Raw genomic sequence first — 15346 nt, forward strand, 5'->3', positions numbered from 1 at the left:
GGTCGGCACTTAAATGATCTACAGACTGAACCGTCGTTTAGCGACCGTGCTGTTTGCGGCCCTAAGTTCATTGAGCACCGCCGGGGTGTGCCTCGCAGATGACAAAGGCCTGGCATTCTTCGAAAGCAAGATTCGCCCAGTACTGGTGAAGCATTGTTACCAGTGTCACTCCGTTGGGGCGAAGAAGTCTGAAGGGGGATTGCTGCTCGACTCGCGCGCGGGAATTAGCAAAGGTGGCGACCGTGGCCCGGCGATTGTGGTCGATAAGCCCGAGCAGAGTCCGCTGCTGATTGCCATCTCGCACACCGACTCCGACCTGAAGATGCCTCCTAAGAAAGATCGTCTTCCGGCGGAAGTCATCGCCGACTTTACGCAGTGGATTCGTCTCGGCGCACCCGATCCTCGGGAAGCTGTTGCCGCAACGACCATCTCTGGTCCCGTAGATATTGAAACGGGTCGTAAGTTTTGGAGCTTTCAAAAACCGCGGGCTCACGAAGCACCCGCAACCGCCGACAAGACCTGGCCCCGTTCAAAGCTAGATCATTTCGTGCTCGCGAGACTCGAGGCAGCGAACCTTCACCCCTCGCCCGACGCAGATCCAGCCATACTACTGCGGCGTTTGCATTTCGATCTTGTTGGTTTGCCACCGACACTAGCCGACATCAGTTCTTTTAAATCGCTGATCGAGAAGAATGGAATCGAGGCAGCGCTCACTGCGGAAGTTGACGAACTTCTTGCATCGCCACACTTTGGTGAACGCTGGGGGCGTCATTGGCTCGACGTTGCCCGCTTTGCGGAGTCGAGTGGCAAAGAAGCCAATATGGCGTTTCCGTATGCCTGGCGCTATCGCGACTATGTCATTGATGCTGTGAATACAGACATCCCTTACAACCAGTTCATCGTCGAACAGATAGCGGGGGACTTGTTGCCCGCCAGTGATGATCGCGAGCGTGCTCGCCTGCTCATCGCCACCGGCTTCCTCGCCGTGGGCCCGAAGAACTTGGACGAAGCCGACGCGAAGCAATTCACCGCGGATGTGATCGACGAGCAGGTGGATACCGTGACGAGGGCGGTGATCGCCAATTCGGTCGCGTGCGCTCGTTGTCACGACCACAAGTTCGATCCCTTCTCGATGCAGGACTACTACGCTTTGGCTGGCGTGTTTTCTAGCACCAAGACGTACTTCGGCACCTACGTCACCCCTACGAATCGCATCAGCGGCGACCCGCTGCCATTGCCGCGAGATGCCCAGCAGCCAATCCTTCATGCCGGATGTACGCCCGCACATGTCGCTCATCTGAAGAAGCAACTCGCCAGTCTTCAGCAGGAACTGGAAGATCGCAAAGCAGCGGCTAAAAAGGCCCTTGAGAAAGGCGAGGACACCGACAAGTATTACTCGATTACCGACGCCCTGCGGATCTTTTGGGGTACGGGTGGCATCGAAGGGCAGTTGGAAAAAGTGGACGACCAGGGCAACGCACTTCCGCTGACAATGGGCGTGCTGGATGCCAGCCAGATCGACGATGCGCCCTTGCTGGAACGAGGCGAAATCCATAAGCCTGGCGCAAAGGTGCCCCGTGGCTTTCCGCGCGTAATTGAACTGTCGAAACAACCCGTCATCAGCAACACCCAAAGTGGGCGGCTGGAACTCGCCCAGTGGCTTACGCATCCCGATCATCCACTCACCGCGCGCGTCATGACGAACCGCGTCTGGCGACATCTGTTTGGCGCAGGGCTTGTTGCGACGACCGACAATTTTGGCTTCAGCGGCGAACTGCCTAGCCATCCGGAGTTGCTCGACGACCTAACCGTTCGGTTTGTTGCCAATGGTTGGTCGTTGAACAAACTCGTCCGCGAATTGGTCCTATCCCGAGCATATCGTCAGGCTTCAACCTATGATGCCGCTGCGTTTCGAATCGATCCCGACAATCGCCTGCTATGGCGTGCGAGCAAGCGACGCCTGTCCGCAGAAGCCATTCGCGATGCCATGCTTTCCGCTGCGGGCGAACTTGATCCAAAGCGGCCCATTGGCAGCTTGGTCGGCAAGGAAATTGGCGATCGGCCGATTTCGCTCATTGGCCTCGATACCAAATTGCCCGGCGATCTCGATGGCTCTCGTCACCGGAGCGTCTACTTGCCAATCCTGCGAGATCGCTTGCCTGACGTGCTCGATCTGTTCGACTTTGCAGAACCCAGCCTAGTAACGGGCGATCGTGAAATCACGAATGTTCCCGTGCAGGCTCTCTACCTGATGAATAGTCCCTTCGTCCTTGCGCGAGCGGCCGGTCTGGCGAAGCGTTTGCAGAAGGAAGGGCCGGAGGCGGAGGAACGGGTCGATCGGGCCTACTTGCTTTGCTACGGACGTGCCCCCAGCGCGGCCGAACGGAAACTCGCCACCGAGTTTTTGTCGCAGGAATCGGCGGCGGCTGACGAGCAGAAACTGCTAACCGCATATTGCCAAGCACTGCTGGCTGCGGCCGAGTTTCGCAACGTCGATTAGGCATTTCAAACAGTTGGCGGAACAACCATGCAAATCTTCTCTCGCCGAAACGTGCTGCAGTCGCTTGCCTCGGGATTTGGTTACTTAGCTTTCGCGAGTCTCGCCCATCGGGCAGCCGCCAAGGACAAGGCCGTCAGTGGCAGTGCGCTCGCACCTAAGTCGACTCACTTTCCGGCGCGAGCCAAGCGAGTAATCTTCCTCTGCATGAACGGCGGGCCCTCGCACGTCGACACGTTCGACTACAAGCCCACGCTCCAAGAGAAATCGGGAGAGAACTTGCCAATTGGCGGCAATCGTGGCGGGGCGAAACTGATGGGATCCCCCTTCCAGTTCAAGCAGCATGGAAAGTCCGGCCAATGGGTCTCCGAGGTCTTTCCGCACCTGGCCAAGCAGGCTGACGATCTGTGCATCATCCGTAGTATGCACACCGATCTGCCAAATCATGCGCAGGCCTTCACACAAATGCATACGGGCAGTTTCCAATTCGTCCGACCGTCGGTCGGCGCTTGGTCGCTGTATGGCTTGGGAAGTCAGAACGAGAACCTACCCGGCTTCCTCACGATCAATCCGCCGTCGGACAACGGTGGTGCGAGAAACTACGGCAGCGCCTTTCTCCCTGCGATCTGCCAGGGCACCAAGATTGGCGGCAATCAAATCCCCGGTTTCTACGCCGCACTTCTCGGCAAAGACGAAGAGCCCGGACCACCACTCACGAACCTCAGCAATGCCGAAGTGCCTCGCGAATTGCAGCGAGCACAACTTGATCTGATTCGTAAGCTCAACGAACAAAAGTTGAAGCAGGACGTTTATCATCCGGAAATCGAAGGGGCCATCGAATCGTTTGAGTTGGCGTTTCGCATGCAGGATGAAGTGCCCAATGTGCTTGACCTGCGAGCTGAGCCCGAGAGCGTGCTCAAGCAATATGGTGTTGGCCCCGGCTTGCCGACCGATCGCTTTGGCCGGCAATGCATCCTCGCCCGGCGACTGGTGGAGGCTGGCGTGCGGTTCGTAGAAGTGACCGCTCCAACTCAGTGGGATCACCACTTCCTCATCAAAGACACGCTGCCGAAAAGCTGCCTGGCCACCGATCAGCCCGCGGCCGCCTTACTCGCCGATCTCAAGCAGCGCGGCTTGCTCGAAGATACTCTCGTCATCTGGGCGGGAGAGTTCGGCCGCACGCCCTATGGCCAAAGCGGCACCGGTCGCGATCACAACAACAAAGGCTACACGTTGTGGATGGCCGGTGGCGGCGTGAAGGGTGGCTACTCCCATGGAGCCACCGACGAGTTTGGCTACGAAGCCGTCGAGCAGCCGGTGCACATCCACGACTGGCATGCCACCATCCTGCATCTGCTCGGGCTCGATCACGAACGCTTGACGTTCAACTACGGCGGCCGCGATTTCCGGCTGACCGACGTTTACGGGAACGTGGTCAGCCAGATCATTTCGTAAGGCACCCTTGCGACTATCGTACCACGCACAGCCGCTTGCTCAGCAGGAAGGGCTCGACGGTAACGCTCGCCTGGTCATCTTCGGTGGCCACACTGTTGCCAGCGATCGAGTCGATGTCGAACTGATCGAGGCTCGTCACCTGAGCCGTGTTCACCTTCGTGCTGTTGTTGGTCACTGTTGCGACGACCGTCAAAGTGACGTTGCCGTTGGCATTGATGGTGCCAATCGTCCAAAGCCCTGTGCCGTTGACATACGTGCCTTGCGAAGCGGTCGCTGAGACAAAGGTCAAACCGGCGGGCAGCAAGTCGGTGACCACCACGTTCGTCGCATTCACGGCGCTGGTATTGCTCACCGTGATGAGGAAGGTCAAGTTGTCGCCTTGCTCGGGCGTCGTGTCGTTGACCGTCTTCGTGACCGAGAGGTCCGTCGCCACCGGTGTTACCGTCACGCTGGCGGTATCGTCTTCATTAGGCACTGTAGCCTGATTGCCGGGCGTCGAGTCGTTGTCGAACTGTTCCGAGGCTGTCACCGCAGCGGTATTGGTCTTGGCACCGACAGTTGCAGTCGTGGCCGTGATGGTCAGAGTGGCATTCGCACCCGAGTTCAGCGAAGGCACTGTCCAGACACCGGTCGTCGAGTTGTAAGTGCCGGTGCTCGCCGTGTTCGAGACAAACGTCATGCCGGCTGGCAACACGTCGGTCACGTTCACATTCGTCGCTGTCTGCGGACCACCGTTGGCGAGCGTGATCGTAAAGACCACGTTCTGGTTGCGGTTCGGCGTCGCAATGTCAACAGTCTTCGTCACCGACAGGTCGGAGACATTCGGTGTGACTGTGGCACTGGCGGTGTCGTCTTCGTTGGGTGCCGTGCCGCGGTTGTTCGGTGTCGAGTCTAAGTCGCCTTGGTCAACCGCAGTAACTTCGGCGGTGTTAACCTTTACGCCGCTCGTGGTGACCGTGACCACGACCGTCAGCGTGGCGTTTGCACCAGCATTCAGATTGCCGACGGTCCAGACACCGGTCGTCGAGTTGTAGCTGCCAACGGAAGGTGTCGACGAGACAAAGGTCAAGCCAGCGGGCAACAAGTCCGTGACCACCACACCCGTCGCATTCGACTGGCCAGTAGCATTGGAAACCGTCAAGACATAAGTGACGTTCTGATTCTTGTTGGCGGTGGCCGTAGCTCCGCCGTTCACCGTCTTCGTCAGCGACAAGTCGACTTGTGGCGGCGTGACGGTAGCCGTAGCCCGATCGTCTTCGGCGGTGCCGCCGTTGCCGGGCGTTGAATCCAGGTCCGGCTGAGTTGCCGCGGTCACTTCCGCGGCGTTAATCTTCGCACCCACACTGGCGACGGTGGCTGTGATGGTCAACGTGGCACTGGCACCGGCATTGAGGTTCCCCACAGTCCAGACACCGGTTCCGCTGACATAGGTACCGACGGTCTGAGTTGCCGAAACGAAGGTCAAGCCAGCTGGCAGCAGGTCCGTCACCACGACGCCTGTGGCGTTAGCAATGCCCACTGCGTTGCTGTTGCTGACGATGATCGTGAAGACCACATTCTGACCGACGTTCTGGGTCGCGTTGTTCACCGTCTTGGTAATCGAGAGATCGATGGCCGGCGGCGTGACGGTAGCGGAAGCACCATCGTCTTCACTGGGTGCCGTACCAAAGTTGCCGGGTGTCGAGTCGACATCGGTTTGATCGGCATCGGTAACCGAAGCAGAATTGGTCTTCGCCCCCACCGTAGCAACCGTGGCTGTGAGCGTCAGCGTGGCACTACTGCCCGTGTTCACAGTACCGACGGTCCACACCCCCGTACCACTCAGGTAGGTACCGGTCGAAGCAACTCCGGAGACAAACGTCAGCCCCGCGGGAAGCAGATCGGTCACTTCCACGCCGGTGGCATTGCCCAGACCCGTGTTCGAAACCGTAATCGTAAACACGACATTCTGCCCAACGCTTTGCGTGGCGTTGTCGACTGTCTTAGTAACAGCCAGGTCGATCGTCGTATCGTTCACCGTGACGCTGGCACCGTCATCTTCGCCAGGGATCGTGCCGAAGTTGCCGGGAGTGGAATCGACGTCGGTCTGATCCGCATCGCTTACCTGAGCCGTGTTGATGACCGCGCCAGCTGCGTTCTTCGTGGCGGTGATCGTGAGGGTCGCGTCATCACCAGTATTGACGGCCCCGACGGTCCAAATGCCCGTGAGCTCATCGTAGGTGCCTTGCGTCACCGTCTCCGAAACATAGGTGAAGCCGGCGGGCAACAGGTCGGTGACTTCGACGCCCGTGGCATCGTCGACACCTGTGTTGGCCACGATGATGGTGAACGTGACGTTCTGGCCAACGCCCACCGTGGCATTGTTTACCGTCTTCGTCAGCGCGAGATCGATACTCTGCGGAGTGACGATTTCGCTGTCGGTATTGTTCGAGGTGTCGAGGTCGGTGGAGGTCAGGTCCGTGATCGTCGCAGTGTTGGTCTTCGCCCCGAGCGAAGTAACAGTGGCTGTCACAGTGAGAGTGGCATCGGCATTGGCGGCAATGTTGCCTACGAGCCAAATTCCGGTACCTTCGTCGTACGTACCTTGGCTGACGGTCTCGCTGACAAAGGTCAGGCCGGCCGGCAACAGGTCGGTCACTTCAATGCCCGTCGCGCCATCGGGGCCAAGGTTGCTGACCGTGATGGTGAAGGTCACCTGATCGCCGACGTTCGGCGCGTTGTCGCTGACGTCCTTCGTCAACTCCAAATCGCTCTCCACGAAGTTGTCGAAGTCAGCGGTAACAAAGCTGTAGCCAATGGCCCGCACCAGATCGATGTTGCCGTCCATCGCATCAATCGTGCTATCGATCTCCAGTTCGATCGCGGTCACATTGGTAAAGGTCGCGCCCGCGCCGGCACCAATCGTGAAGTCGTCGTATTTCAGGAACAGGTCGTTGATCCCTGCGTCCGGAATCACGATGTTGAGTTCCGAGAAGTTGCCAGCGCTGGTGTAGATCCGCACCGTCGCGCTGCCACCCGCTTGATCGACATCCACGCCCTGCAGCAAGATTCCAGCCGAGTTTCCGCTGTCGGTCAGGTCGACGCCACCCGTGCCATCGGTGAGACCGAAGCCGTTCGTGTCGCCATCGTTGTCTTCACCATCCCAGGTGACGGTGTACAGACCCTGCGCGTTCAAACTCGGATTCAAACTGAGGCCGTTGGCGTTGACCGTGAGTTGCACGCTGTCGGCGCCGTTTGAGGCAGTCAGTTCCACCAGCAAGTCACGTTCGCCGCCGATGACTTCCGAGGTGGGCGCGTCCGCTGTGTCGCTATCAGTCGAGCCCACCGGATCGCTGGCGATCACGTCGGGCGCGGTAGTCTGAAAGCTGTCGATCAGCGTGCCATCGTTGCCGGCGTCATCGACAATCGTCACCAGGGCCATGTCTTGCAGAATGCCCAAGCCAACATTGGCTTCTTGCTCGACCCAATAGGTTCCGAGGCCCAAATCTTCGAAGGTGTATTCGCCATTCGCGTCGGTGACGGCTGTATCTTCCAGCGTATCGCCAGCGCCGGGTTCGAAGATGCCGTCGCCATCATCGGTGTATAGGTTCACGGTCGCGCCGGAAACTTCCTCACCTGCGGTCAGGCCGTTGCCCGTGGTATCGAGGAACACGATGCCCGTGATGGCAGCCAGGTCCGAGGCCATCACCGAGCGGTTCTCGAGAGGCTCGAGAAAACTGCGTCGCCGAGTGCGGCGCGTGGCAGCTTTGATCTCGGGGCGTTTCCACCAGCGCGAGAACATCCCTCGCAGCGAGGAACCAAAGGCAGAACCAAAACGGAACGACGATGTACGTGACATAGACAGCGAACTCCCCCTCGACCAATGCGGTGGGAAGTCAAGAGACAAATTCTCTCCGCGACGCTGCCTCACACACGGTTCGTGATTACGACCGTGGCGGCTCGTACTGCGGATGAGAAAAACGGCTACAGACAGACGTAGCCGGCCCCCTGTTCCCCAATTTCGCGCAATAACCCTGGAGGGGATATCGGTCGTTACAGACCGCAAACTTTGCCATTATCCAAGCAGACAGCGGCTCGCACGCTCGTGCTGCCGCTATCACTGAATTGATGGCATTCCCAGGTGGGACGCACTGTCTACTACCAATTTGCCTCCACACCGAGTCTTAAGCCATGAGCCCAAAAGTCGTCGTGTACAAAGCGAAAGCGTGGTGATAGATGTGAGTCAGCAGGAGGATCAGCCTCTTCCGGAATCAGATCGGGATTGACGTTCCGATCAATTTGATCACCTGCTCGGGCCACTCGGCTCCAGTACAGCCAAGTGTAGCCAGCAGTCAGTTTCCAGCAAGGATTTAGCTCGTAGCCCAAAGTTAATCCCAATTCGGGGACGACTGCAAATTCATCCTGGGTATAACGACCAATGTTCGTCCGTTGAGCCAGAATGCCCCCCACAAATTGCTGCGAGGCGGCACCCGTGGGCGTGATGATCGTGCTGCCATCAATATCTACCTGGCTGTGCGTATTGCCCAGCGCGATCTTCGACAACAACTCGACCGAGCAACAGCCTCGCTGGTGTTGCAACCGAAAACCGAAGTCGATGCCGTTGAACGTGTTCTCGGTATCAAAGCTGTCGGTGATATCAAAATCGCCACCCGGGTCGAGGTTCGAGCGTTCGATGATTCGCAGCGAATCATCTAGCCGCATGTAGCGATAACCAACAATCAAATCGCAACGTCCGGCCGTGGGCATCGGGCAACCATTCCACCACGAAGTGCCGCAACCGCTGTTGCAACCCAGATTGATGATGGCCCGCGCTCCAGCGCCTTGAAAGCGTGTCGAGCTATCGATGTCGATGAGCCCGCTGTGATCGACGCCGTTGATCGGAGTCGGAAAGGCCACGACTTCCGAACTCTCCAGGCCCGACAGTACGTTGTAGAACGGCCGCGCGAGGATCGGGCTGCCATTCGAATTGCGATAGAACGATTCGTCGCCGTCGCTCAGCGCCCAGTAGTCACCTTCGAGTCCAATCGACTGGCAGTTGTCCAGCCATACGCCGGCCGAGAGCTTGGCTCCGCTGCGCACGTCGCCGTTGATCGTGTTGCCACCAAACAGAATGAAGATGGGGCTCGTCGCGCCGAGATCGCCGTTGTCGTTCAGATGCAAGTTGACGGGATCGATATTGTCGACGGTGGAACTGATAACGAGGGGCGGAGTGTTCATCCCCTTCATGTCCCACAGCAGGTATTCGCCACGGACCCACAGCCCGCCGAATACACCGCAGCCCGTTGGTCCGCAGTAGTTGCCATAGCCCGGATCGTGGCCAGCGAAGCTGCCATCGTCAAAATATTGCTCCTGCTCGGGAGCATAGTACGTGCTGTTATCGCTGGGCGACGCGGGCGATGCCGGAGCTTGGGCCGGAGCCGGCAATTCGGCAGGAGGTTCTGCGGGTGCCGTTTCCGCAGGCGCAGTCTCTTGGAATGCCGCTTGAGTCGTCGATCCGCGCCGCGCAGGCGGCGTAGGATTCGAACGACGTTGCGGCATGGCACCTGGACTAGCGCCCGGACGACTCGCGCCCAACGTCTGAGCCCAAGCAGTCATGCCTGTGCCTGCGACGAGAGCGAGCCAACCTGCCAGTAGCAGAACGGTAAGTTTTATCGAGGGACGCACGACGAGATTCCCTCCTCGAGAGATTTGCTGAACGAACATCTTTGAGTAGTCGCCGAAATCACTGCGGGTAGTCAGTGGATACGAAGAGGGGCCGCTTGTAGTGCAACTCCCGCTTTCGTGGCAAGACCAATTTGAACTCCCGCAGCCAGAATTCCCGAAATCTTTCCTCCCTCCCCCGCGTACTCATCTCGCTCCGCCGAGATGTTCTCGTACTCATCTCGCTCCGCCGAGATGTCCCCGTATTCATCTCGCTCCGTCGAGATGCTCCTCCCCGTATCTCCCAAGCCTATCTTGCGGAGCAAGATGACTACGGTGTCCCGAGTACTCATCTCGCTCCGCCGAGATGTCCCCGCGAAGCGGCAATGCCTCATCTTGCGGAGCAAGATGACTACGATGGGCGGAGCAAGATGACTACGATGGGCGGAGCAAGATGATTACGCTGAAAAGCTGACGACGATGAAACTCGCTCACGCCCGTGACCGCCGCCGAGTAACAACCCGCGTCGTTCCTTTCGACCGTGAAAGTTCTGGCGTGCGGCCTTGAAGATGAGCGAAATAGGCCTTGGTCTCCTCCGCAGAGCGGCGATCCTCCTCCATTTTTGCCTGATGCTGCTCTTCCTTCTCTGCTTCCGTCAGCGGCCGTGGATTCTTCTTTTTGAACTCCATGTACCAGGCTGCTGCCCGCCAGTTCTTGCGCGCTTCCGCCATCACCGTCAACTCCGGCTGCAAGTCGCTGACGTTCTCGGCCCGCTGCAACTGAAATCCCAGTTCCGGGTCGCGAGCCACGGCGTTGGTAATGGTAGTGGGGGCGAATCCGAGGTACGAAGCAGCTTGCCGTCGGGAGAAGCCAATCGAAAGGAGCATGCAAATCTGCTCCGCGACTTCCGGCGTGATGATCCGTTTCCTGGTCGCTGGCGTGAACTGAGCTGGCGCGGAAATTCCTAGAGCCTGCTGGGCAGTTTGAACCGGAGCGGTCCCCGGCGACACTTGAACCGTCGTCATGGCAACGGAAATTGCGCTCTCATTGTTAACCAACTTGTCCAAGGAGAGGGTCGCTTGTTGGACAGTAACCTGCGGTATTCCTCGAGAGATATCAACATTGCTGTCCAAATTAGCTCCCGCTAATTGGACACCCCCCTTTTGCGGTTCGACATTCACCGGCGACTCGCAAACCACCAACTCCCCACCATTTTCTACCGTGCTCATAGAAATCTCCTCAAAACAGTCTTGCAATCTGCGCAGCAACCCTGTGTTAACTGCTGCCGATATTGTACAGATGTACACTTCGTTTGCAAGCAAGTTTTCAGAAGATATTTCCCATGTCGTAGGGTGCGGTCGACGTCGCGCCCCACAGCGGTCCCTCACGAATCGCCCCTACTTTTCGCTCGGCTTCTTTGGTTCCTGAAACACGAGGGGCAATTTCAGGTAAACATCGCCCGGTTTTAGGTCCGCAGCCTGCTTGTAGCCGGGGAGCAACGTGATGATTTCGCCTTTGTTGAACTTGAAGCCGTGTTCGAGTTTGGTTTGCCCCTGAAACACGATCCCTTTGGAAGTGGACGATTCGAGTTTCACGGCAACTTTGCCGTCACCGACATAAAAGTCAGTTCCCGAGACGTACACGCTCGTGGCTTTCAAATTGACGGCGAATTCACCTTTCGATTCGACAAATTCCAAGTGAATGTCTTCGAAGGGGAAGTCGACCACGACCACGCGGCCGTCAATTGATTGGGCTTGAATCGACGTCGACAGACCGCCCACCAGCGAAAGACACGCCACAGTCGACAGCAGCAAGCTACGGATTCCCATCACAGACTCCTTGATTGAGCAGGCACTTGAGCGTTTAACAGCAAGCTTGAATATAACGAGTTCGTTATCTTGGGGCCAATCTTGGAAATGGGGACCGCGAAGAGCAATTAACTAATAGCCAAGAAACGATCGGTGCCATGCCCATCCGTTGGGATGAGCATGGCACTTCGATCAAGGAAAATGAAGAGTAAGCGGCTACTCGGCCATCGTTTCCGTCGGCGGCGGTTCTTCCATGGGTGGTTCTTCGGTCGGCGGTTCTTCCGCTGCTGCACTACCGATCACAATCGACGTATTCAAGAGTGCTCGCAGGAATCGCAAACGACCCGTGGAGGTTGTCGGTTGGGTCCGAATGATTCCAAACACATAGTCCACGCCCGCAGCACCGGTGATGGTCACTGTCCCGGCAGTACTCGTGCCGTTCACCATGAAGGCGGCATCGGTGGTGGTCCCCTGACCGGTGAAGGTTCCGGTCGTGGTCACGTCGTTCACGACGCCAGTGAACGTCCCTTCCAAGGCCACCAGCGCCGAGGTTGTGGGCTCTTCCGTTCCCATCCCCTCCGATGTGAACGTGTAAGTGCCGTTACCTCCACCAACAAGTCCAATCACCGTCACATCGTAAACCTTCGTTCCCCCTTCGGGCCCCGGTAGTCCTGTCTCTTGAGCATTGCTAGCGTTAGTGACCAGCAAGCAGCCTGCAACAACCATCCCTGCGACGAACCTGTGCAACATAAACCAGCCTCCTAAGAACGGTGTTTTCTGCGGCAGGTGTCCACACGACGGGGCACTTTCCTGCAAAACCGAAACCGGGGGTAAAGTTGCATGGATACCAGCCGAATAGGTGAAACGGTTCGTTGTTCCGCTGAAAGTGGCTGAGCACATCGCAGAGACATAACCACTCTGATTACTTCACTTTAAGCCTATTTCACTATTGCCGAGACAAGAGAATTCTCTTGCATCCATCAGCAGCGGCCGATAGCTTGTTACTGATGCCTCTCCCACCACTTTGCCTGCGAGGCGACCAATGCTGAAGCTGCTCGGAAATCGCGGAGCGATCACGTGCGATGGCCTTGCGCGGCGCACTGCCCTGCAAGCTGCCGGCGCGGGATTGCTCGGCCTCACTCTGCCGAAGTTGCTGGCCGCGGAAGGCCTGACCACTGGCAGTAAACCCCGGGCGAAGTCGGTCATCTTTCTGTTTCTGTTTGGCGGGCCCAGCCAACTCGAAACCTTCGACTGCAAGCCCGATGCGCCCGCGAAGATTCGCGGCCCCTTCCGGACCATCGCCTGTCGCACGCCCGAGTTGCGCATCAGTGAGCACTTGCCACGCGTCGCGAGCATCACCGATCAACTGTGCGTCATTCGGACGATGACGCACAACTACAACGATCACAGCGGCGGCGGCCACTACATTCAAACCGGGCATCGCTGGCAGGTGCCAATCGGCGGCGGCTTTAATGCCACCAATCGCGACTGGCCCTCAATGGGGAGTGTTACCGAGTACCTTGCGCAGAATTCGCCTGGTGCGAAGGGGAGTGAACTTCCCAACTATGCCGTGCTGCCGAATTTTCTGGGCAAACTGCAAGAGTACTCGTCGCAGTTGCGTCGTCCCGGCGAATACGGCGGCTGGCTCGGCCGCGGCTACGATGGTCTGACGACCAGCATTCCCAAGCGATCTGCGAAGGACAATCCGTACTCGCGCGATTGCACCGACGACGAACTGAAGTTCGAAATACAAGGCCTGTCGTTGCCCGAGGGCATCACGCTCGATCGACTCGAGAAGCGGCAAACGCTCGTTTCGCAGTTTGACGACTCGTTGCGACAACTCGATCGTCACCCGGGCATCAAGGCCTGGGATCGCTTGCAGCAGCGAGCCTGGTCGCTGGCCACATCATCAGCCACACGCAAGGCGTTGAACTTGCAAGCCGAACCGGCCGATCTGCGCGATAAGTACGGCCGCAACTTGTTCGGCCAATCGACGCTCATGGCCCGTCGACTGGTCGAAGCGGGCACGCGTTTTGTGACCGTTCACTTCGATGCTGTCGATGGCTATGGCTGGGACTCGCACACCACGAGTGCCGACCTGCAAAAGCATCTGATCCCGGCGCTCGATAACGCACTGGCTTCGCTTGTTGGTGATCTAAAAGATCGCGGCTTGCTCGACGAAACGCTCGTCGTTTGCATGGGCGAAATGGGACGCACGCCGCAAGCAGCGAATGCCACGTGGGGCCGCAGTCACTGGAGCACGCTCTTCCCAGCAGTGCTCGCCGGTGGCGGCATCAAGCGCGGCATTGTGTACGGCAGCAGCGACAAAGACGCTGCGTACCCCATCGACAAACCAGTCACGCCCGAAGATCTGGCCGCGACCATTTACAGCGCCCTTGGCATCAATCCCCACCTGCAACTTCCCGATCCCACCGGACGGCCCGTTTCGATCGTCGATGGTGGCCGCGTCCTCGAAGAATTGTTTGGTTAACCCCTCCCCTCGCCTTTCCCGCCTGCGATTTCAGGAACTTACCCATGCTCACCTTTCATGACGGCAACTCGCGATTCGGGCGGCGCGACTTTCTGCGCGTGGGTGGCCTGGCATTAGGCGGCCTGACCTTGCCGCAATTGCTCGCCTCACGCGAAGCACTGGCCGGATCAGCCAGCGGCAAGAGCAAAGGCCTGCGCGATCGTTCGGTGATCTTCGTGTTTTTGCATGGCGGCCCCAGCCAGATCGAAACCTTCGACCCCAAGATGACAGCGCCGGCTGGTGTGCGCAGTGCGACCGGCGAGATTTCGACCAAGCTCCCCGGCATTACGTTCGGCAGCACGTTCAGTCGCCTGGCGAGCATGAACGACAAGTTCAGCATCGTTCGCTCGTTTCGTACTGGCGACGGCAATCACGATATCAAGCCCATCGTCGGCAAGACCACCCTCGGAGCGAACATGGGTTCGCTCTATGCTCGCATCGCTGGTGCCAATCATCCGGTGACCGGCATGCCGACAAACGCGGCGCTGTATCCTCGGGCAGTTGATTCCAGCACGCAGAAAGAATCGAGCAACTTTGGCAAGTTCGGCTCGACGGGTTCCCTGGGCACCGCTTACGCGCCGTTCTCGCCCGGCGGTGAAGGAAATTTTCAGAAGGATCTCGAACTGCGCATGTCGCGCGATCGCGTGGAAGATCGGCGCAACTTGCTCGCAGGGCTCGATCGTTTGCAGCGCGGCCTCGATGCGCAGGGCAATCTTTCCGGAGTCGATCGCTTGCAACAGCAGGCTTTTCAAACGGTCCTCGGCGGGATCGCCAAGGCGTTTGATCTGACGAGTGAAGATGCCAAGACCATCGCTCGTTACGATACGGCTCCGCTGGTGCGCCCCGATCAAATCAGCCGCAAGTGGAACAACTACAACAACTATGTCGACAACGCCAAGTCGCTGGGCAAGCTGTTGCTGCTCGCCCGCCGCTTGTGCGAAACGGGTTGCGGCTTTGTGACCGTGACGACGAACTTCGTGTGGGACATGCACGCCGATGTGAACAACACGGGCGTGGAAGAGGGAATGCAGTACATGGGCAACCCGCTCGACTATGCTCTCTCGGCGCTGATCGACGATTTGCACGAACGAGGGCTGAGCGAAAAGGTGCTTGTTGTCGTTTGTGGCGAAATGGGACGCACACCGCGGATCAACAAGAACGGCGGGCGCGATCACTGGGGCGGTCTTTCACCGCTGCTGGTGAGTGGCGGCGGGCTGAACATGGGGCAAGTGATCGGCCAGAGCAACGACAATGCGGGCGAGCCTCACACCGAGCCGCAAGAGCTTGAGAATCTGCTGGCGACCGTTATGCACAGCCTGCTCGATCTCGGCCAGGTGCGACTGATGACGGGCCTGCCGCAAGATCTGGTTCGGGCCATCACCACGCCCAAGCCCATCACCGGCCTCACCTAGAGCG

At 58.4% G+C, this 15346-nt stretch carries 10 protein-coding genes; 4 read left to right on the plus strand and 6 right to left on the minus strand.

The genetic code is table 11. From position 1 onward, the window contains the following. Positions 1 to 13 precede the first annotated feature (13 nt). Positions 14 to 2500 (plus strand): PSD1 and planctomycete cytochrome C domain-containing protein, encoded by a 2487-nt coding sequence (locus NA78x_RS22580; RefSeq protein ID WP_425614645.1) that lies wholly within the window; start codon positions 14 to 16, stop codon positions 2498 to 2500. A gap of 27 nt (positions 2501 to 2527) precedes the next feature. Further along, entirely contained in the window at positions 2528 to 3952 is a 1425-nt protein-coding gene (locus NA78x_RS22585; protein ID WP_425614646.1) for a DUF1501 domain-containing protein, read from the plus strand. A gap of 13 nt (positions 3953 to 3965) precedes the next feature. Here NA78x_RS22585 and NA78x_RS22590 read toward each other — a convergent pair whose 3' ends face one another. The 6 genes from NA78x_RS22590 to NA78x_RS22615 all read right to left on the minus strand — a co-directional run bounded on the left by NA78x_RS22590 (position 3966) and on the right by NA78x_RS22615 (position 12150). Continuing rightward, on the minus strand, positions 3966 to 7790 hold the full coding sequence (locus tag NA78x_RS22590) for a SpaA isopeptide-forming pilin-related protein (protein WP_425614647.1): 3825 nt from the start codon (positions 7788 to 7790) through the stop codon (positions 3966 to 3968). 299 nt (positions 7791 to 8089) lie between these two features. Continuing rightward, positions 8090 to 9616: a BBP7 family outer membrane beta-barrel protein gene (locus tag NA78x_RS22595; RefSeq protein ID WP_425614648.1), complete on the minus strand. Its 1527-nt coding sequence runs from the start codon at positions 9614 to 9616 to the stop codon at positions 8090 to 8092. A 71-nt stretch (positions 9617 to 9687) separates the two neighbouring features. After that, positions 9688 to 9945, minus strand: coding sequence for a hypothetical protein (locus NA78x_RS22600; RefSeq protein ID WP_425614649.1), 258 nt, complete (start codon positions 9943 to 9945; stop codon positions 9688 to 9690). 138 nt (positions 9946 to 10083) lie between these two features. Continuing rightward, entirely contained in the window at positions 10084 to 10617 is a 534-nt protein-coding gene (locus NA78x_RS22605) for a hypothetical protein (RefSeq protein WP_425614650.1), read from the minus strand. Between the two features lie 372 nt (positions 10618 to 10989). Continuing rightward, positions 10990 to 11421 (minus strand): hypothetical protein, encoded by a 432-nt coding sequence (locus NA78x_RS22610; protein ID WP_425614651.1) that lies wholly within the window; start codon positions 11419 to 11421, stop codon positions 10990 to 10992. A gap of 195 nt (positions 11422 to 11616) precedes the next feature. Then, positions 11617 to 12150, minus strand: a complete 534-nt coding sequence (locus NA78x_RS22615) for a hypothetical protein (RefSeq protein ID WP_425614652.1) — start codon at positions 12148 to 12150, stop codon at positions 11617 to 11619. A gap of 292 nt (positions 12151 to 12442) precedes the next feature. Here NA78x_RS22615 and NA78x_RS22620 point away from each other — a divergent pair, with 292 nt between their 5' ends. After that, positions 12443 to 13891, plus strand: a complete 1449-nt coding sequence (locus NA78x_RS22620; RefSeq protein ID WP_425614653.1) for a DUF1501 domain-containing protein — start codon at positions 12443 to 12445, stop codon at positions 13889 to 13891. Between the two features lie 44 nt (positions 13892 to 13935). Next, positions 13936 to 15342, plus strand: coding sequence for a DUF1501 domain-containing protein (locus NA78x_RS22625; RefSeq protein WP_425614654.1), 1407 nt, complete (start codon positions 13936 to 13938; stop codon positions 15340 to 15342). Positions 15343 to 15346: the final 4 nt, after the last annotated feature.

Origin of the sequence: Anatilimnocola aquadivae (assembly GCF_049819085.1) — a bacterium.
Lineage (GTDB): Bacteria > Planctomycetota > Planctomycetia > Pirellulales > Pirellulaceae > Anatilimnocola.

Coding starts and splice junctions, on each gene's coding strand:
- NA78x_RS22580 (WP_425614645.1), top strand. CDS start 14: ATGATCTACAGACTGAACCGTCGTTTAGCGACCGTGCTGTTTGCGGCC.
- NA78x_RS22585 (WP_425614646.1), top strand. CDS start 2,528: ATGCAAATCTTCTCTCGCCGAAACGTGCTGCAGTCGCTTGCCTCGGGA.
- NA78x_RS22590 (WP_425614647.1), bottom strand. CDS start 7,790: ATGTCACGTACATCGTCGTTCCGTTTTGGTTCTGCCTTTGGTTCCTCG.
- NA78x_RS22600 (WP_425614649.1), bottom strand. CDS start 9,945: ATGAGTACTCGGGACACCGTAGTCATCTTGCTCCGCAAGATAGGCTTG.
- NA78x_RS22605 (WP_425614650.1), bottom strand. CDS start 10,617: ATGACGACGGTTCAAGTGTCGCCGGGGACCGCTCCGGTTCAAACTGCC.
- NA78x_RS22610 (WP_425614651.1), bottom strand. CDS start 11,421: ATGGGAATCCGTAGCTTGCTGCTGTCGACTGTGGCGTGTCTTTCGCTG.
- NA78x_RS22615 (WP_425614652.1), bottom strand. CDS start 12,150: ATGTTGCACAGGTTCGTCGCAGGGATGGTTGTTGCAGGCTGCTTGCTG.
- NA78x_RS22620 (WP_425614653.1), top strand. CDS start 12,443: ATGCTGAAGCTGCTCGGAAATCGCGGAGCGATCACGTGCGATGGCCTT.
- NA78x_RS22625 (WP_425614654.1), top strand. CDS start 13,936: ATGCTCACCTTTCATGACGGCAACTCGCGATTCGGGCGGCGCGACTTT.